The organism is Pseudomonas sp. PDM03 (genome assembly GCF_014852385.1).
Taxonomy (GTDB): Bacteria; Pseudomonadota; Gammaproteobacteria; order Pseudomonadales; family Pseudomonadaceae; genus Aquipseudomonas; species Aquipseudomonas migulae.
Genome location: NZ_JACVBM010000022.1, coordinates 16,228 through 34,125, shown reverse-complemented (window position 1 = coordinate 34,125; position 17,898 = coordinate 16,228). Strand labels below are relative to the sequence as shown.

Here is a 17,898-nt window from a genome sequence, read left to right as displayed (position 1 = left end):
TAAATACGGCGTCTTTTGCCCCGAGGCTATTCAACGGGGCGCTCATCATAACAGGACGGCCTCGCCCAAGACAGCGGCCGTCATAGGGACGCAAGCCGCCATGCAAGTGAAACACCTGCTGCTGATCGCCATCCTCGCATTGACCGCTGCTTGCTCATCGAAGGAAGTCGTAGACGAAAACCTTAGCGAAGTCGAGCTGTACCAGCAGGCTCAGCAAGATCTGGACAACAATAGCTACACCGCCGCCACAGCCAAGCTGAAGGCGCTGGAGTCGCGTTATCCGTTCGGTCGCTACGCCGATCAGGCTCAACTCGAGCTTATCTACGCCAACTACAAGAACACCGAGCCTGAGGCTGCGAAGTCTGCCGCCGAGCGCTTCATTCGTTTGCACCCTCAGCATCCGAACGTGGATTACGCCTATTACCTCAAGGGCCTGACCTCTTTCGACCAGGACGTCGGCCTGCTGTCGCGTTTCCTGCCGCTGGACATGACCAAGCGTGACCCGGGTGCTGCCCGCGACTCCTACAACGAGTTCGCCCAACTGACCAGCCGCTTCCCGAACAGCCGCTACTCGCCGGACGCCAAGCAGCGCATGATTTACCTGCGCAACCTGCTGGCGGCCTACGAGATTCACGTCGCCGACTACTACCTGACCCGTCAGGCCTACGTCGCTGCCGCGAACCGTGGTCGTTACGTGGTGGAAAACTTCCAGGAAACCCCATCGGTCGGCGACGGCCTGGCGGTGATGACTGAAGCCTACCAGCGTCTGCACCTGGACGACCTGGCAGCCACCAGCCTCGAAACCCTGAAGCTCAACTACCCGAACCACCCAACGCTGGTGGACGGTCAGTTCGTGCCATCGGTCGACGAAGCCGACAACCGTTCGTGGTTGAGCAAGGCGACTCTGGGCCTGATCGAATCCCGTCCACCGCTGCCGCCGGGCGAAACCCGCGCCAACCAGGACGTGCAGAGACAATTCCGAGACGCCAAAGAAGCGATTCCGAACGATCTCAAGCCTAAAGATGAAAATGGCGACGTGATCGAAGAAGAAAATCACGAAGCGGAAGGCAACAACAGCGACCGCTCGTGGTTCAGCTACATGACCTTCGGCGTGTTCGACTGATACGACCGGTGGTGCAAAAAGGAGCCTTTCGAGGCTCCTTTTTTATGTCCGGACTTTTATTGCGGCGCTAACAGGCTGTGCGCCCGTCATGTCCTTGGCTAAACTGCTTAATCACTCGTCATAAAGCAGCTCATCATGCTTCGTTTACTGTTCTGGATCGCCCTGATTGCCGCTGCGGTATGGTTCTGGCGCAAGTTCAAGGGCCAGGCTTCTGTGCCCAAGTCCCCCGCCGAACTGGAAGCCGCGCCCATGGTCCGCTGCGCCCATTGCGGCGTACACCTGCCCCGCGACCGCGCGCTGAGCCTTCAACAACAGTGGTATTGCAGCCAGGCTCACCTCGAGCAAGGCCCGGGCTCCAGTGATCGCTGAGACGTCCAGTCCCGGCAGCAAACAGGCTCAGCGACTGCTGCGCCTTTATCACCTCTACCGTCTAAGCGTCGGCATCACCTTGGTGCTGCTGATCTCCAGCAACCTGGACAACCAGTTGCTGACGTTCGCCAATGACAGCCTGTTGCGCAGTGGCAGCTGGCTGTACCTGGTGCTGAACATCTTGCTGGTGGTCTTCTTCGAGAACACCCGCCGTCCGGCGCAACTGTTCAGCCTGGCGCTGATTGATGTCCTGCTGTTGTGTGGCTTGTTCTACGCCGCCGGCGGTGTCGCCAGCGCCATCGGCAACTTGCTGATCGTCTCGGTGGCCATCAGCAACACCTTGTTGCGTAGCCGCATCGGCCTGCTGATCGCCGCCGTTGGCGCGCTCGGCATCGTCGGGCTGAGCTTTCTCCTGAGCTTAAACCACCCCGCCAGCCCCAACGATTACCTGCAAGCCGGCACCCTCGGTGCGCTGTGCTTTGCTGCAGCGGTGCTGGTGCAAGGCTTGATCCAACGCCTGGAAGTCAGCGAAACCCTCGCCGAACAACGGGCCAGCGAAGTGGTAGGCCTCGAAGCCCTCAATGCATTGATCCTGCAACGCATGCGCACCGGCATCCTGGTGCTCGACGGCCAACTGCGGGTGCAATTGGCCAACCACAGCGCGCTGATCTTACTGGGCAGAGACCATCTCGAAGGCCAACGGATCGACGACTGCGCTCCCATTCTTGTCGAACGCCTGCAACTGTGGCGGAACAATCCGACGCTACGCCCCCAGAGCCTGAAAATTGCCAACAGCGGCCTGGAACTGCAACCGAGCTTCATTGCCCTGACCCAAAGCCCACACCACCAAACCCTGGTCTTCCTTGAGGATCTCGCACAAATAGCCCAACAGGCCCAACAACTGAAGCTCGCCGCTTTGGGCCGCCTGACGGCCGGTATAGCCCACGAAATTCGCAATCCTTTGGGCGCCATTAGTCATGCCGCTCAGCTATTGCAGGAATCGGAGGAACTGAACGGCGCGGATCGACGTCTGACCCAGATTATTCAAGACCACTCTCAGCGAATGAATCGGGTTATCGAAAACGTCCTGCAACTGTCCCGCCGCCAGCAAACCGTGCCGCAACGACTCGACCTGAGGGCGTGGCTGGAACAGTTCGTTGCCGACAGTCGCGAAAGTGCGCTTGATCGTCAGCAGATTCACCTGCGCATCGGTTCAGGGGACTTCAAAACCCTGATGGATCCGAACCAGCTCACCCAGATTCTCGATAATTTGTTGCGCAACGCCTGGCGACATAGCGCTCAAATCCACGATCAGGCGCAGGTCTGGCTCGATTTGTTTGTCGACCCCGACAGCCAGTTGCCGATCATCGAGGTTCGGGACGATGGCCCCGGCGTGGCACCGGACCAGCAGGTGCATTTGTTCGAACCGTTCTATACCACCAGCGCCCAAGGCACGGGCCTGGGGCTGTATCTGTCCCGTGAGCTGTGCGAAAGCAACCAGGCCCGCCTAGACTTCAAGCCACGCCATGATGGCGGCTGCTTTCGCATCACCTTTGCTCACGGACGGAAACAAAGTTGAACATGAGCCCACGGCAAAAAGTCCTGATCGTCGACGACGAGCCGGATATCCGCGAACTCCTGGAAATCACCCTGGGACGGATGAAACTCGACACCTTCAGCGCCCGTAACCTCGGCGAAGCCCAGGCGCTGTTGAAGCGTGAGACCTTCGACCTGTGCCTGACCGACATGCGCCTGCCGGACGGCACCGGTCTTGAGCTGGTGCAACATATCCAGCAACGCGCCCCAAACCTGCCGGTGGCCATGATTACCGCCTACGGCAGCCTCGAAACGGCGATCAACGCCCTCAAGGCCGGCGCCTTCGACTTCCTGACCAAACCGGTGGACCTCACGCGGCTGCGCGAACTGGTCACCAGCGCCCTGCGCATGCCGGCACCGGGCGCAGCCATCGACCGACGGTTGCTGGGCGATTCGCTGCCCATGCGCAGCCTGCGCAAACAAATCGACAAACTGGCGCGCAGTCAGGCGCCGGTCTATATCAGCGGCGAGTCCGGCAGCGGCAAGGAACTGGTCGCCCGACTGATCCACGAACAAGGACCGCGCGCCAACCAACCGTTTGTCCCGGTCAATTGCGGGGCGATACCGTCGGAACTGATGGAAAGCGAGTTTTTCGGCCATCGCAAAGGCAGCTTCAGCGGCGCTATCGAAGACAAGCCCGGGCTGTTCCAGGCCGCTCAGGGTGGCACGCTGTTCCTCGACGAAGTGGCCGACTTGCCGCTGTCGATGCAGGTCAAACTGCTGCGGGCGATTCAGGAAAAAGCCGTTCGCAGCGTTGGCGGCCAGCAGGAAACCGTGGTCGATGTGCGGATCCTCTGCGCCACCCATAAAGACCTCGACGCCGAAGTCGCCGCTGAACGCTTTCGCCAGGATTTGTATTACCGGCTGAATGTGATCGAACTACGGGTTCCGCCCTTGCGCGAACGCCGCGACGACATCGAGTCATTGGCCAGTCATGTGCTCAAGCGTCTGGCGGCAGCCAGCGGCCAACCCGCCCCGAAGCTCCACCCACAAGCGCTTGAAGCGCTGAAAAGCTATCGCTTTCCGGGCAATGTGCGGGAATTGGAGAACATGCTCGAACGCGCCCACACCCTGTGCGACAACAAACAGATCGAAGCCAGCGACCTGCGACTGGCCGAAGGCAATTGCAGCGCCGACAGCGGTGTGCCGGACCTGACGCAGATAGACAATCTGGAAGACTATCTGGAAAACGTCGAACGCAAACTCATCCTCCAGGCCCTTGAGGAAACCCGCTGGAACCGCACGGCGGCGGCTCAGCGATTGAATTTGTCGTTTCGGTCGATGCGTTACAGGTTGAAGAAATTCGGGCTGGATTGAAGGGCCCCATCGCGAGCAAGCTTGCTCCTACAGAATTTGAGTCAATCACAATATGTAAATCGACTCATACCCTGTAGGAGCAAGCTTGCTCGCGATAGCGTCCTGACAAACGCCAACTATCTAACGGTCAAATCCGCCCTGCCGGCGCATATGGCGCCGGATCAATGATCGGCGTCCTGCCCAGCATCACATCCGCAAACAACTGGCACGACGCCGGCGCCAGCACCAACCCGTTACGGTAATGCCCGCAGTTGAGCCATAACCCCTCGAAGCCCGGCACCCGGCCGATGTAGGGAATGCCCTCCGGGGAACCCGGTCGCAACCCCGCCCAATGCCCGACCACCTCGGCATCCGCCAGCGCTGGAATCAATTCCACCGCCGACGCTTTCAGGCTTTCAAGCGCAGAGCCGGTCGGCGTCTTGTCGAAGCCTTCATGTTCCAGCGTGCTGCCAATCAGAATGTGTCCATCCCGGCGAGGAATCGCATAACGCCCCTTGGCCAGCACCATGCTCGGCAGGAAGTCCGCCGCGCACTTGTAAAGAATCATCTGCCCTTTCACGGGTTCAACCGGCAACGCAAGGCCCAGGCTTTTGAGCAAATCACCGCTCCAGGCACCCGCCGTCAGCACCACCTGATCACCATGGATCGCGCCCGCCGAAGTCTGCACGCCGACGACTTTTTCGCCTTCGCGAACGAACCCGCTGACTTCGCACTGCTCATGAATCGTCACGTTCGGCAGCGCCAATAAGGCAGCCTTGAGGGATTTCACCAGCCGTGGATTACGTACGTTGGCCACGTCGGCCATATAGATCGCACGGGTAAAACCGCCACCCAGGACCGGCACCGCATCGTGCGCCGCCGAGATATCCACAGCCCGCAGCGGACGGTTTTCCCGCTCGGCCCAGGCCAGCGCCTCGGCTTCATCGTCCAGGTCCAGCCAGTACAGGCCGGTGGTGTGCACTTCGGGATCAATCCCGGTCGCAGCAAACAGGCGCTCGCCCAGCTGTGGATAAAAGTCCTGAGACCAATGGGCCAGCGCGGTAACTGCCGGGCTGTAGCGCCACGGGTAGAGCGGTGAAACGATACCGCCACCGGCCCAGGACGATTCCTGACCGACATTCGAACGGTCCAGCAGCACAACGCTCTGTACTTGCGACGCGAGATTGAACGCTGTCAGTAGGCCAATCACACCGCCGCCGACTATCACCACTTGCTGTTGCATGGTCATGTTCCGATCCAACCGTTAAAGAGACAGGAGGCGCAAAAGGCGCCCGGAAAAAACTCAGCGACCCCAGCAATCCTTGGTGGTCAGTCCGGCCGTCGCGTTGACCATGCTTCTGACACCGGTGTTGGTGATGGTGAAATCGCCACACTTGTCAGTCGCCATGCTGCCGGCCTTGCGTGTAGCGGTCAGCAGGAAGGTCTGGTCGGTCAGGGTCGGGGTGATGGTGTAATAGTCATTGCCGGCGCTCAGGCCGGTGGCATTGGTGTAGACATTACCCTTCGAATAAAACCGTTCAAGAACCTGCGCCTGCTCGGAGAGCAGCCCGGCCACTTCAGCCCGGCGGCCCTTTTTCACGTATTCGGTGAGGCTCGGGTAGCCAATGGTGATGACGATCCCGATGATCGCAATCACGATCATGATTTCGATCAGGGTAAAACCTCGGTTGGATCTGCGCATGCCTCAACTCTCACTTACTGTATTTGTCGCCACATGATGCGACGGCTGCCACCGCCGCCCTTTTCGGTCAGCTTGGTCACCGTTGAACCTGTATCGGTTACGATCTTGCCGGTGCCGCCGTTGGTAACGGCGCTCAAGAATGGCATCCCGCTAGTGAAAATCACCCCGGCGGATATCGCGTCTGCGCTGTCGACCACCCCATCGCCAGTGGTGTCGAGCACCGCGTAGTTGAGCATCTTACCGCTGAACGCATCCAGTTCGACCAGTTTGCCGGTGCCAAAACTGGCACAAGGGTCCGTGGTGTCCACAATGGCCGTGGTAAATACGATTCGCCCCAACACCAGAGCCGCCTGGTTAATCACCCGCTCACCGGTCAATACGCTGTTGTAGACCAGTGGCAAATACCAGCCCTTCTCCGCCGGATAGGTCACTTCGTTCTGGCTGGTGGTGATGAACTGCCCCGTACTTCCCGAGAACACGCCCGTCACCGACTGGATCTGCAAACTGGACGTGGTGATCTGTCCAGAGCCGCCGTCAGCATCCCACACCGCATAAAACGCCTGCAGATCCTTGTTGGTCTTGTCGACCGTCTCATTGAATTTGCCGGTACCGAAAAACACCACTTTGCCGCCCAGTGAATTGTCCGCCAGCAACGGCTGCGCGGTGATTGGCTGGGTGGCCCCGCCCGCCGTCGTGAACAACGGTTTGCCGGAAAACGCCACGCCCCAGGTGTCCGTGGTAGCGCCGCTCAAATCAAACTTCCATAACCGCCCTTTCAGGTCCCCGCCATAGGCGGCCTGCACCACATTCTGCGAGTTGACCTTGAGTTTCACCGACGACAAACCGTTGGTGGTTTCCGTGCTGTCGACGACGATTTTCTTGATCAGCGATCCATCGCGGATATCCACCACGTACAACGCCGCCACGCCCGAATTGCTGCCGTAGCCGTTGGAGATGAATGCCGCCCAACGACCATCCGCTAAGCGTGCCACTTCCGGACGGGCGTAGGCATAACCCAGATCATTGAAAACGTTCGCCGTGTTTGCTGTGGCAGGTGCACTGATTTCCCACAACGCCTTGGTCACGTTGCCTGCCGAAGCGTCAAACAGCTGCAAGGCGTAGAACGTCTTGCCGCCCGCGCCTGTTCCGCCGAGCGCGAGGGTTTTCCAGGCACTGTTGAGTTGTGCATCGAATACGCCGACCTGACCGTCGACCAAAAACTTGTGGCTGACGCCGTTGATGTAGGCGGTATCGGCGATATAGCGCAACGATGGCAAAACACTGGAGGGCATGTAGGCATAACGTCTGGCGCCGTTACCCGAGTTGATGACGCTGACAAAACCATCATTGGCATTGACCACCAGGCTGGTGTTCATGTTGCTGGATTTGGTGGCCAGATAGGTGCTGTAGCTGGTGTCACTGACCAGATCGGATGCGGTTTTTTCCGTGGGTGAGGCCAGCACCAAAGGCGAATTGATGATGTCGCCGAGCAACACGCTGCGAACTTTCAACCCGGTCTTGTTGGTGCCCTTGCTCCATTCCACAAGGTCGCTGCCCGTGATGCCGGTGGGCAGGCCTTGATTCAGCACCGTCTGCTGTGCCGGGGCGAAATTGGCGTAGGCCAGCGTGACGGGAGCATTGCTCACGTTGTTCCACGACTGGTAAGTCGGCGCTGTGGCGCCGGGCACGATGGCGGTATCAGTCGTCCAGAGCACCGTGGAGGTATTGACCGAGCCGGTGGCGGTGAACCCGTAAGATTTGATGGTGCCGCGCCAGTCCTTGGGGTCGTAGCTGGTCTGGTAGTAAGCGGAACCGACCCCGACGATTGCACTGCTGGTGGTGCCGCTCCCGCCAGAACCGGCTTTCGACGTGATGTCGCTCAGGGCTGATGACAACGCGGTATTGAGGCCGGCACTGTCCGTCGCCTGGTAGTACTTGCCCTGCCCGTAACCGGCGGCGTCCGACAACATCTGGTTCGCGGCGGTGAAACCCACGGTGTAGGTGTTCATGTTCTGTTTGGGGAAATCTGCGGCGTTCCAGCTTTTGCCACCGACATCGGTGCCGGTGGTGCGCATATCGATGTCGAAGGCGAATTTGGCGATGTCGTCCAGGTACAACGTGTCCCCCTCGCCATCACCGGAGAGGTTGTCGCCATCGTTCGCGCTGTTGCCGTCCCAGTTCGGCAAGCGGGCGCCACCGAGCGGATCGTTGGTCGGGAAGGTCCTGTCGAACGTAGGCAAGCCGTCGGTGATCACCACGCCATAGTTTTTCTGGCAGCGATACTGGATCGGGCTGGTGTAAGTGGTTGGCGTCGAGTTGTAGTACGGCGCCATGCCGCGCATGTACCGCGTGATCTCGTAATAGGTTTCTGCCAACGGGGTATTGGCGATTGCACTCAAACCATTGATTGAAGAGATCAAGGCGTTGTAATTGGTGTCCGCCTGGGCCTGGGTAACGCTACCACTGACGGGAGACAGATCGCTGACCGCACGGGCGATAAAACCGCCGGGGCCGGAGTTGCCACTGACAGAAGGGTTGAATGTCGCCAGGCCTATTCTCAATGAACGGTTGCTGGTGACCAGATTGGTGGATACATCCTGCGCAACGCTGATGCGGTAATCATTGGGGATCGCACCGGTACCGGTGGTGAAATCCCTGTTCGAACCGTTGGCCAGTGTGACCAGATAAGACAGATAGTTAGCCGTATAACGCGTGTTTTCGTTGCCCACCGGGTCCGGCAGCTTCAGGCATATCGATGACAGTCCCAGGAAGCCCCGATAAAAACCGTACCAGTTGCCATTGTTGGAGCAACCGCCGCGATTCAGGCTCGACAAGGTGATGTTGGTATCGTCCATGTCCAGATTCTGACCGCTCAGACACGAGCTGTTCGAACTGCAATTGGCAATTTGCGGGCGACTGACCGTCGGATCGAATCCCGGCGCCCAAATGATGTTGTTCATGCTCCCCGAATCATCGATCAGCAGCATCACGTTGGGCGCAACCGCCGCGGCGCTCAGCAGGGGCGAGTCCGAGGGCGTGAATGCGTACGCAGGCGCTGACAGGTACAGCCCCAATGCAATACCACTCAGTAACCGCCAGATCCCTGAGCACCTATTGGTATTTGGCATAGATGCTCTCCACCACACTGCGCACGTTGTTGCCCACGATGGCCACTGCCGTGACCCGATAAAGCGTCGCAGAGGTGTTGCTCGGCACATTCACGGCATTCAACGTGGTGCCGATGTTCTGTACCCCATAGAAGCCGTTGGCGGCCGCGATCCAGGTGACACCCGAGGAGGAGTTGAGACCGGCAGCCGTGAGGGTCGATGACTCGGCGGGTGGCAAACATTGATTGCCGCTGCAAACCGGCAATGTATAGGTATCGAGCTGAACCGCACTTTCGCCGATGCGCAACGCGGCTTCGGCGATCTGGAACGACTGATTGCGCAGGGTGACGCTGCTGGCCATCTTTTCCTGCAGGGTTGCGTTCTGCATCGATGAAATACCAATCAGCGTCAGCAACAGGAGGAACACCAGGCTGACCAGCAGCGCCATGCCACGCTGGGCGTGAGTGGTAGCGGGAGAAAAACTCATCGGCCCTCCCCTCATGGCAAGCGGTTGCGCAAAGCGGCAACCACGTTGAAGGTTTGATCTCGAACGCGACTGTTCGGATCTTTCAGCGTCAACGTCAAGCGCACACTACGGATTCGCGCAGGGTCGGACGGGTTGGTGCTGTAACTGGAAGCGGCCGTATCGGTGGCTGACGCTGCGAGACCGAAGCTCACGTCAAAGGCTTTGACGTTGTCGACAAGCACTGCCTGAGCCGGCGTGCCGATGCCACTGCCCATCGTCAGTTGGCCGTTCTTGAGGCTGTAGATCAGTCGTCGAATCGGAAACGCCAATTGCCCTGTGGCGGGAGCCTGCACGTTGGAGTAAGCCGTCGCGGTATTTCGGCAATCCGAAACCACCGTCCAGGTCGGCGTACCGCCACCCGCTCCGACATCGGCAGTCACCAGGGTCAGCTTGAGGTTGGCATTGTCCCAGCCGATCGGCGTTGCCTGGTTGGTAGTGAAACCGACCCCAGCGCTTGCCTCGGAGATCGTCCCCAGACAACCGAACATCCCCACCATGCGGATTTCCTGAATCATTTTGCTCAGCACGAAACGCGCATCTTCCTGCATGTTCGCTGCCGCGTTCTGGCTGACATAAGTGTTCTTGGCCGCTATGAAAATCTGCGCCACACCGAGCACCACGACCAGGCTCAACGCCAACGCGATCAACATTTCGATCAGGCCGAAACCTCTGTTGAGCCGGTTCATGGTGTCGCCACCGGATCGACAGCGGCGCGACTGGTCAGCACAAAGCTGCGACGGGAATTGGCGGCATTGGCAGCCCGCGAGTCGTCCCAGGTAATGGTGATGGTGTACACCCGCTGATTAAGGGTGACGCTGCCCGTAGCGGTGGCGCCGAGCATACTGACGATATTGGTGGTGAAGTCGTAGAGGTCCTGATCCCGGGCAACGTTGAGGTTGCCGGACGTCGGCGGCGTGACCGTGTAATCGGCGCCGGCGTTGGCGCGGATGCGGTCCATCATGTCGTAGGCGATAAAACTCGCCTGGCTGGTCATCCGCGAACTGTCGGTGTACTTCAGCGCATTGAGCTGGAACGCCGCCGCCCCCAACAGCCCCACGCTCAGAATCACCAACGCCACGAGAACCTCGATCAGCGTCATGCCCTCCTGTGCACGCTTGCTCCATCCCCTCATCCGCAACTTCCACCCAATAGAATTCGTCCGTTCAAACACACATTCAGCGTCCTGTTTTGCGCCCCCAGTACGTAGCTGATCACCACCGCCGTGGACGGTGCCGACAGACCGCCCAGATTGTTGAAATCGATGGCGGTCACGCCTGAGGTTAGCGTCAGAGTCGCGCCGCTGCTCATCGCGGGAACAACCCGCAATACATTGGCCACAGTGCCAGTACTGTCATAAACCGCCAATTCCCCGGTCCAGACACTGCCACCCGCCGTCGGCCGCACCCGGGTGGTGATGCCGCGGTCGATGGCTTCAAGCCGGGCGAAATTCAAGGCGCGTTGCAGGTCGCCGATCTCGGTATCGGCCCTGGTGCCTTGCACCGAACGGGTAAACGCCGGTACTGCCAGGGTGATCAGAATCAAAAAGACCGCAAGCGCGACCAGCAACTCGATCAGCGTGAAACCTTTTGTACGATGATCCATCAATGCCCTCCGTTGCCGTCGGCTATACCTGCTGTTACACGCTAGAACATTCGACCCACAGGTGTCGGTTGTTTTGCCATTACTGCGCAAGGATTGCGCGGGCCACCGCACTCCAGGGAGGGAGATGTCATGCGTCAGCAGGGTTTCAGTCTGATTGAACTGCTCATGGGACTGACGATTGTCGGGATTGTTCTGCATCTGGTCAGTCCGGCGTTTGCAGCGCTCACGGAATCGAACCATCAAGAGGAGGCAGCGAAGTCGCTTGTCAGTGGCATGCGCAGCGCCAGAAGCGAGGCGATCACGCGAAACCAGGCTGTCGTCATACACGGGATAAACGACGATTGGGGCCAAGGCTGGCGGATGATTCTGGATTTAAATGGCAAGGGACATGAGGACAGCAGCAATCCGCTGCTTGTCGAGCGCCGAAGCGGCACTCGGGTGCCGGTTGTCGGCAATCACTATGTCAGGACTTCAGTACGATTCAGCCATCTCGGCGAACCGCAGCACGGAGGCTTTCAAGCAGGGACATTGCATGTTTGCGCAAAACACGAGCCAGTGAGTCAGCACCAAGTGGTGCTGGCCCCGAGCGGTCGCGTCAGCCTGCGCAGCATCAAGGCTGTGCAGGCGTTGTGCGAGAAAGGAAGAAAATCAAAGCAGCGAACGAACGCGTAACTCTTTCGGCATGGAGAACGTGATGTTCTCCTCGCGACCCGCCAGTTCATCGGCACCGGTAGCGCCCCAGGCCTGCAACTGCTGGATCACGCCACGCACCAGTACTTCCGGCGCAGAGGCACCTGCGGTAATGCCGATGCGCTCGACACCGTCGAACCAGCTCTTTTGCAGGTCTTCAGCGCCGTCGATCAGGTAGGCCGGAGTGGCCATGCGTTCGGCCAGCTCACGCAGGCGATTGGAGTTGGAGCTGTTCGGGCTGCCGACAACCAGCACCACGTCGCATTCGTCGGCCAGCGTCTTGACGGCGTCCTGACGGTTTTGCGTGGCGTAGCAGATGTCGTCCTTGCGCGGGCCACCAATCGCCGGGAAACGTGTACGCAACGCGTCGATAACGCGGCTGGTATCGTCCATGGACAGGGTGGTCTGGGTCACGAACGCCAGTTTTTCGGGGTTGTTCACCTGCAACGCGGCGACGTCTTTCTCGTCCTCGACCAGGTAAATCGCGCCGCCATTGCTGCCATCGTACTGGCCCATGGTGCCTTCGACTTCCGGGTGACCAGCGTGGCCGATGAGGATGCATTCACGGCCATCGCGGCTGTAGCGCGCGACCTCGATGTGCACTTTGGTTACCAGCGGGCAGGTGGCGTCGAACACCTTCAGGCCACGGCCGGCGGCTTCGGTACGCACCGCCTGGGAAACGCCGTGTGCACTGAAGATCACGATGACGTCGTCCGGCACCTGATCCAGCTCTTCAACGAAGATCGCGCCGCGAGCGCGCAAGTCTTCGACGACGAATTTGTTGTGGACCACTTCGTGGCGCACATAGATCGGCGGCCCGAAGACTTCCAGGGCGCGGTTGACGATTTCGATCGCCCGGTCCACACCGGCGCAGAAGCCACGGGGGTTGGCGAGTTTGATTTGCATGCTGTGCCTCGTGTCTTGCGCGCAGGAAAATTAGAACATTGTAGGAGCCGGCTTGCCGGCGATGAGGCCCTTGGCGTTGCAGCGAGCCTGATGGCCCCATCGCTGGCAAGCCAGCTCCTACAGAACAGCGTTTACAACGATTTGACGTTGATGATTTCCACGTCAAAGGTCAATGTCTTGCCGGCCAACGGATGGTTGAAGTCGATGGTCACTTGCTCGTCATCGAACTCTTTCACCACGCCAGGCAGCTCAGTATTCGCCGCATCGTTGAAGATCACCAGCAAACCCGGCGAAAGGTCCATGTCCTTGAACTGTGAACGCGGGATGATCTGTACGTTTTGCGGGTTCGGCTGACCGAAAGCGTTTTCCGGCAGAATCGTCAGCGTACGCTTGTCGCCGGCCTTGAAGCCGAACAGGGCCGCTTCGAAACCTGGCAACAGGTTACCGTCGCCGACCTGGAAGGTCGCCGGGGCTTTGTCGAAGGTGCTGTCGACGGTGTCGCCGTTCTCCAGGCGCAGTGCAAAGTGCAAGGTGACTTCCGTGTTCTGGCGGATGCGTTGCTCAGCCAATACCTGTTCAGTCATGAACTGCTTCTCCCGTCTTCTTTGATTTGAACATGTCCAGCGCCAGCATCACCGCACCCACAGTAATTGCACTGTCGGCGAAGTTAAACGCCGGGAAGTACCAGCGGTTCTGCCAATGCACCAGGATGAAATCGATCACATGGCCCAGGGCTATGCGGTCGTACAGATTGCCCAGCGCACCACCCAGGACCAGCGCCAACGCGATGGCCAGCCAGGTTTCGTTGCGCCCCAGACGCTTGAGCCACACCACCAGCACCGCACTGACCACGACCGCGATCAGGGCGAACAACCAGCGCTGCCAGCCCGAGCTGTCGGCCAGGAAGCTGAATGCCGCGCCCGTGTTGTAGGCCAGGGTCCAGCTGAAGTAATCGGGGATCACCACGATCTGCTGGTACATCTCAAGCTTGCCTTCGAAGTAGAACTTGCTGGCCTGGTCGATGACCAGGACCAGCAAACTCAACCAGAGCCAGCCCAGCCGTCCGAAACGGCCAATGGCATTAGGCATAGTGACGAACCTCGCCAGTGCCGCTGATGTTATCGACGCAACGACCGCAGATTTCCGGATGCTCCGGGTTCACGCCGACGTCTTCACGGCAGTGCCAGCAACGGGCGCACTTGGCGAAGGCCGACTTGACGATTTTCAGCTTCAGGCCGCTGACTTCGGTGACCACTGCATCGGCCGGAGCCTGTACGAACGGCGCTACGCTGGCGGTCGAGGTGATCAGTACAAAGCGCAGTTCGTTGCTCAGCTTGGCCAGGTCGGCGCTCAGGGCGTCTTCGGCGAACAGCGTCACTTCGGCCTGCAGGTTGCCACCGACGGCTTTGGCCGCGCGCTGGATTTCCATTTCTTTGTTGACCGCGACCTTCACCGCCATGATCCGCTCCCAGTAGGCGCGGCCCAGTTCGACGTTTTCCGGCAGTTCGGTCAGGCCTTCGTACCAGGTGTTGAGCATGACCGATTCGTTACGCTCGCCCGGCAGGTATTCCCACAGTTCGTCGGCGGTGAATGCGAGGATCGGCGCGATCCAGCGCACCAGCGCTTCGGAGATGTGGTACAGCGCGGTTTGCGCCGAACGGCGGGCCTTGCTGTTGGCGCCAGTGGTGTACTGACGGTCCTTGATGATGTCGAGGTAGAAACCGCCCAGCTCCTGCACGCAGAAGTTGTGGATCTTGGAGTAAACGTTCCAGAAGCGGTATTCGCCGTAGTGCTCTTGCAGCTCGCGTTGCAGCAGCAAAGTGCGATCCACGGCCCAACGGTCCAGCGCGAGCATTTCTTCAGCCGGCAGGATGTCGGTGGCCGGGTTGAAACCGGTCAGGTTGGAGAGCAGGAAGCGCGCGGTGTTACGGATCCGCCGGTAGGCGTCCGCACTGCGTTGCAGGATCTGTTCGGAAACCGCCATTTCACCCGAGTAGTCGGTGGAAGCTACCCACAGACGCATGATGTCGGCGCCCAGGGTGTCGTTGACCTTTTGCGGCGCGATCACGTTGCCCAGCGACTTGGACATCTTGCGGCCGGACTCGTCGACGGTGAAGCCGTGGGTCAGCAGCTCGCGGTATGGCGCGTGGTCGTCGATGGCGCAACCGGTCAGCAGCGACGAGTGGAACCAGCCACGGTGTTGGTCCGAGCCTTCCAGGTACAGGTCGGCGCGTGGACCGGTTTCGTGGCCCATCGGGTGCGAACCGCGCAGGACGTGCCAGTGTGTGGTGCCCGAATCGAACCAGACGTCCAGGGTGTCGCTGATCTTGTCGTAATGCAGCGCTTCGTCACCGAGCAGCTCGGCAGCGTCCATCTTGAACCAGGCTTCGATGCCTTCGACTTCGACGCGCTTGGCGACTTCTTCCATCAGCTCGGCGGTACGTGGGTGCAGCTCGCCGCTTTCCTTGTTCAGGAAGAACGGGATCGGCACGCCCCAGTTGCGCTGACGGGAGATGCACCAGTCCGGACGGTTGGCGATCATCGAGTGCAGGCGCGCCTGGCCCCAGGCCGGAACGAACTGAGTTTCTTCGATGGCTTTAAGAGCGCGCTTGCGCAGGGTGTCGCCGCTGACAGGCTCTTTGTCCATGCCGATGAACCACTGCGCGGTGGCGCGGTAGATCAACGGGGTCTTGTGACGCCAGCAGTGCATGTAGCTGTGTTCGATGATGGTGGTGTGCAGCAGCGCACCGACTTCGGTCAGCTTGTCGACGATGGCCGGGTTGGCTTTCCAGATGAACTGGCCGCCAAAGAACTCCAGCGAAGTCGCGTATACGCCGTTGCTTTGTACCGGGTTGAGGATGTCGTCGTTGACCATGCCGTATTTCTTGCAGGTCACGAAGTCGTCCACGCCGTAGGCCGGAGCGGAGTGAACCACACCGGTGCCAGCGCCCAGTTCAACGTAGTCGGCCAGGTAAACCGGCGACAGACGGTCGTAGAACGGGTGACGGAAGTTGATCAGTTCCAGTTCTTTACCGGTGGTGGTCGCGATGACCGAACCTTCCAGGCTGTAACGGACCAGGCAGGACTCAACCAGCTCTTCAGCCAGCACCAGCAACTTGTCGCCGACGTCGACCAGGGCGTAGTTGAATTCCGGGTGAACGTTCAGCGCCTGGTTGGCCGGGATGGTCCACGGGGTGGTGGTCCAGATCACGATCGAAGCAGGTTTGCCCAGCGACGGCAGACCGAAAGCGGCAGCCAGCTTGGCTTCATCGGCAATCGGGAACGCCACGTCGATGGTCGAAGACTTTTTGTTCTCGTACTCGACTTCCGCTTCAGCCAGGGCCGAACCGCAGTCGAAGCACCAGTTCACAGGCTTCAGGCCCTTGAACACGAAACCGCCCTTGACGATTTCGGCGAGCGCGCGGATTTCACCGGCCTCGTTCTTGAAGTCCATGGTCTTGTACGGGTTGGCGAAGTCGCCCAACACGCCCAGACGGATGAATTCGGATTTCTGGCCTTCGATCTGCTCGGTGGCGTAGGCACGGCACAGTTCGCGGGTCTTGTCCGCGCCCAGGTTCTTGCCGTGGGTCACTTCGACTTTGTGTTCGATCGGCAGACCGTGGCAGTCCCAGCCCGGAACATAAGGCGCGTCGAAACCCGACAGGGTTTTCGAGCGGATGATCATGTCCTTGAGGATCTTGTTCAGCGCATGACCGATGTGAATCGTGCCGTTGGCGTACGGAGGACCGTCGTGCAGAACGAACTTCGGACGATCCTTGCCAATCTCGCGCAACTTTCCGTACAGGCCAATACTGTCCCAGCGCTGCAGAATCTGCGGTTCGCGCTGTGGCAGGCCGGCCTTCATTGGGAAGGCGGTGTCCGGAAGGTTTAGCGTGGCTTTATAGTCGGTCATTTATGGCTCTTCATTAGCGATTGGCGCTAGGTGCGACAGGGCACGGGCGGCGGCGACATCCGCATTGATCGCCGTCTTAAGCGCCTCCAGAGAGGCGAAACGCTGCTCTTCACGCAGCTTGTGGTGGAAAACCACCGTCAAACGCCGGTCATACAGATCGCCGGCAAAATCTAAAAGATGTACTTCGAGATGGGCTTTGCCATCCCCTTGGACCGTGGGCCGCACGCCGATATTGGCGACGCCTGGACAGGTCTTGCCGTCGATGTCGACGTTGACCAGGTAAACCCCGGTGAGCGGCACGCGACGGCGCTTGAGTTGAATGTTGGCGGTTGGCGTACCCAACTGGCGCGCCAGTTTCTGGCCATGCAGGACTCGCCCGGTAATCTGGAACGGCCGACCGAGCAGGCGCTCTGCCAAGGCAAAATCGGCAGCGGCCAGGGCATTTCGCACCTGGGTGCTGCTGACGCGAATACCGTCCAGCTCAACGGTTTGCGCCGCTTCGACGGTGAAGCCCTGCATGACGCCGGCCTGTTGCAGGAAATCGAAATCCCCTACCCGGTCACAGCCGAAGCGGAAGTCGTCACCGACCTCAAGATGCTGCACGCCGAGACCGTCCACCAGAATGGTATCAACGAATTCGCTGGCGCTGAGCTTGCTCAGGCGCTGGTTGAAAGCCAGGCACAGGACCCGGTCGACGCCTTCGTCAGCCAGCAGCTGGAGTTTGTCGCGCAGGCGCGCCAAGCGGGCCGGCGCTGTCTCCGGGGCGAAAAACTCCCGTGGCTGCGGCTCGAAAATCACCACGCAGCTGGGCACGCCCAACTCGAGCGCTCGCTCACGCAGCCTCGCCAGGATAGCCTGGTGGCCACGGTGAACACCGTCAAAGTTGCCAATAGTGGCGACACAGCCCCGATGCTGGGGGCGCAGGTTGTGGAGGCCTCGAACCAGCTGCATAACGCGCTTCTTGCTCATAAAGTGGTCGATTATAACCACACCCGGCGGCCGACGACAGGCAACACCGTAACCCAAAGTGATCGAACCGACAAAACCGCCGGCCCGCCCGTGTTTATC

General features: G+C 59.8%; 17 protein-coding genes. 5 read left to right on the top strand and 12 right to left on the bottom strand.

The window, feature by feature from the left end; translation table 11 throughout:
* The first annotated feature begins 100 nt into the window (after positions 1-100).
* The 4 genes from IB254_RS24760 to IB254_RS24745 all read left to right on the top strand — a co-directional run bounded on the left by IB254_RS24760 (position 101) and on the right by IB254_RS24745 (position 4,405).
* A complete protein-coding gene (locus IB254_RS24760) occupies positions 101-1,123 on the top strand; it encodes an outer membrane protein assembly factor BamD (protein ID WP_008028792.1) in 1,023 nt (340 codons plus the stop codon).
* A 135-nt stretch (positions 1,124-1,258) separates the two neighbouring features.
* Entirely contained in the window at positions 1,259-1,492 is a 234-nt protein-coding gene (locus IB254_RS24755; protein WP_008037883.1) for a PP0621 family protein, read from the top strand.
* Positions 1,482-3,071 (top strand): sensor histidine kinase, encoded by a 1,590-nt coding sequence (locus tag IB254_RS24750; RefSeq protein WP_192419962.1) that lies wholly within the window; start codon positions 1,482-1,484, stop codon positions 3,069-3,071. Before IB254_RS24755 ends, IB254_RS24750 begins: the two co-directional genes overlap by 11 nt.
* Before the next feature lie 2 nt (positions 3,072-3,073).
* On the top strand, positions 3,074-4,405 hold the full coding sequence (locus IB254_RS24745) for a sigma-54-dependent transcriptional regulator (RefSeq protein ID WP_192419960.1): 1,332 nt from the start codon (positions 3,074-3,076) through the stop codon (positions 4,403-4,405).
* Positions 4,406-4,532: 127 nt separating this feature from the next.
* Here the strand turns inward: IB254_RS24745 and thiO are convergent, their stop codons facing one another.
* From thiO to IB254_RS24710, 7 genes are read right to left on the bottom strand one after another with little or no spacing between them, the layout of a single operon-like run.
* Positions 4,533-5,633, bottom strand: coding sequence for a glycine oxidase ThiO (thiO, locus tag IB254_RS24740; RefSeq protein WP_192419958.1), 1,101 nt, complete (start codon positions 5,631-5,633; stop codon positions 4,533-4,535).
* Positions 5,634-5,687: 54 nt separating this feature from the next.
* A complete protein-coding gene (locus IB254_RS24735; RefSeq protein WP_192419956.1) occupies positions 5,688-6,086 on the bottom strand; it encodes a type IV pilin protein in 399 nt (132 codons plus the stop codon).
* 14 nt (positions 6,087-6,100) lie between these two features.
* On the bottom strand, positions 6,101-9,214 hold the full coding sequence (locus IB254_RS24730) for a pilus assembly protein (protein ID WP_192419954.1): 3,114 nt from the start codon (positions 9,212-9,214) through the stop codon (positions 6,101-6,103).
* Positions 9,198-9,680, bottom strand: a complete 483-nt coding sequence (locus tag IB254_RS24725; protein WP_192419952.1) for a PilX N-terminal domain-containing pilus assembly protein — start codon at positions 9,678-9,680, stop codon at positions 9,198-9,200. Before IB254_RS24725 ends, IB254_RS24730 begins: the two co-directional genes overlap by 17 nt.
* An 11-nt stretch (positions 9,681-9,691) precedes the next feature.
* A complete protein-coding gene (locus tag IB254_RS24720) occupies positions 9,692-10,405 on the bottom strand; it encodes a PilW family protein (RefSeq protein WP_192419950.1) in 714 nt (237 codons plus the stop codon).
* A complete protein-coding gene (gene pilV, locus IB254_RS24715) occupies positions 10,402-10,851 on the bottom strand; it encodes a type IV pilus modification protein PilV (protein WP_192419948.1) in 450 nt (149 codons plus the stop codon). The genes IB254_RS24720 and pilV overlap by 4 nt, the downstream gene beginning before the upstream one ends.
* The gene (locus IB254_RS24710; RefSeq protein WP_192419946.1) at positions 10,848-11,321 is read right to left on the bottom strand and encodes a GspH/FimT family pseudopilin; all 474 of its coding nucleotides are present in this window, start codon (positions 11,319-11,321) and stop codon (positions 10,848-10,850) included. Before IB254_RS24710 ends, pilV begins: the two co-directional genes overlap by 4 nt.
* Positions 11,322-11,450: 129 nt before the next feature.
* On the opposite strand from IB254_RS24710, the gene IB254_RS24705 reads away from it, so the two are divergent.
* Positions 11,451-11,993 carry a GspH/FimT family protein gene (locus IB254_RS24705; RefSeq protein ID WP_192419945.1) on the top strand — a complete coding sequence of 181 codons (543 nt, stop codon included), beginning with the start codon at positions 11,451-11,453 and terminating at the stop codon, positions 11,991-11,993.
* Here IB254_RS24705 and ispH read toward each other — a convergent pair.
* From ispH to ribF, 5 genes are all read right to left on the bottom strand, one after another.
* Positions 11,970-12,917 (bottom strand): 4-hydroxy-3-methylbut-2-enyl diphosphate reductase, encoded by a 948-nt coding sequence (gene ispH, locus IB254_RS24700; RefSeq protein ID WP_008028815.1) that lies wholly within the window; start codon positions 12,915-12,917, stop codon positions 11,970-11,972. The two genes, IB254_RS24705 and ispH, sit on opposite strands and share 24 nt — an antisense overlap.
* Positions 12,918-13,048: 131 nt before the next feature.
* Entirely contained in the window at positions 13,049-13,486 is a 438-nt protein-coding gene (gene fkpB, locus IB254_RS24695; RefSeq protein WP_192420016.1) for an FKBP-type peptidyl-prolyl cis-trans isomerase, read from the bottom strand.
* Positions 13,487-13,493: 7 nt separating this feature from the next.
* A complete protein-coding gene (gene lspA / locus IB254_RS24690) occupies positions 13,494-14,006 on the bottom strand; it encodes a signal peptidase II (protein ID WP_008028819.1) in 513 nt (170 codons plus the stop codon).
* Positions 13,999-16,830, bottom strand: coding sequence for an isoleucine--tRNA ligase (gene ileS / locus IB254_RS24685; protein ID WP_192419943.1), 2,832 nt, complete (start codon positions 16,828-16,830; stop codon positions 13,999-14,001). Before ileS ends, lspA begins: the two co-directional genes overlap by 8 nt.
* Positions 16,831-17,781: a bifunctional riboflavin kinase/FAD synthetase gene (ribF, locus tag IB254_RS24680; RefSeq protein ID WP_008028822.1), complete on the bottom strand. Its 951-nt coding sequence runs from the start codon at positions 17,779-17,781 to the stop codon at positions 16,831-16,833.
* Between the last annotated feature and the right edge of the window lie 117 nt (positions 17,782-17,898).

Coding starts and splice junctions, on each gene's coding strand:
- IB254_RS24760 (WP_008028792.1), top strand. CDS start 101: ATGCAAGTGAAACACCTGCTGCTGATCGCCATCCTCGCATTGACCGCT.
- IB254_RS24755 (WP_008037883.1), top strand. CDS start 1,259: ATGCTTCGTTTACTGTTCTGGATCGCCCTGATTGCCGCTGCGGTATGG.
- IB254_RS24745 (WP_192419960.1), top strand. CDS start 3,074: ATGAGCCCACGGCAAAAAGTCCTGATCGTCGACGACGAGCCGGATATC.
- thiO (WP_192419958.1), bottom strand. CDS start 5,633: ATGACCATGCAACAGCAAGTGGTGATAGTCGGCGGCGGTGTGATTGGC.
- IB254_RS24735 (WP_192419956.1), bottom strand. CDS start 6,086: ATGCGCAGATCCAACCGAGGTTTTACCCTGATCGAAATCATGATCGTG.
- IB254_RS24730 (WP_192419954.1), bottom strand. CDS start 9,214: ATGCCAAATACCAATAGGTGCTCAGGGATCTGGCGGTTACTGAGTGGT.
- IB254_RS24725 (WP_192419952.1), bottom strand. CDS start 9,680: ATGAGTTTTTCTCCCGCTACCACTCACGCCCAGCGTGGCATGGCGCTG.
- IB254_RS24720 (WP_192419950.1), bottom strand. CDS start 10,405: ATGAACCGGCTCAACAGAGGTTTCGGCCTGATCGAAATGTTGATCGCG.
- pilV (WP_192419948.1), bottom strand. CDS start 10,851: ATGAGGGGATGGAGCAAGCGTGCACAGGAGGGCATGACGCTGATCGAG.
- IB254_RS24710 (WP_192419946.1), bottom strand. CDS start 11,321: ATGGATCATCGTACAAAAGGTTTCACGCTGATCGAGTTGCTGGTCGCG.
- IB254_RS24705 (WP_192419945.1), top strand. CDS start 11,451: ATGCGTCAGCAGGGTTTCAGTCTGATTGAACTGCTCATGGGACTGACG.
- ispH (WP_008028815.1), bottom strand. CDS start 12,917: ATGCAAATCAAACTCGCCAACCCCCGTGGCTTCTGCGCCGGTGTGGAC.
- lspA (WP_008028819.1), bottom strand. CDS start 14,006: ATGCCTAATGCCATTGGCCGTTTCGGACGGCTGGGCTGGCTCTGGTTG.
- ileS (WP_192419943.1), bottom strand. CDS start 16,830: ATGACCGACTATAAAGCCACGCTAAACCTTCCGGACACCGCCTTCCCA.
- ribF (WP_008028822.1), bottom strand. CDS start 17,781: ATGCAGCTGGTTCGAGGCCTCCACAACCTGCGCCCCCAGCATCGGGGC.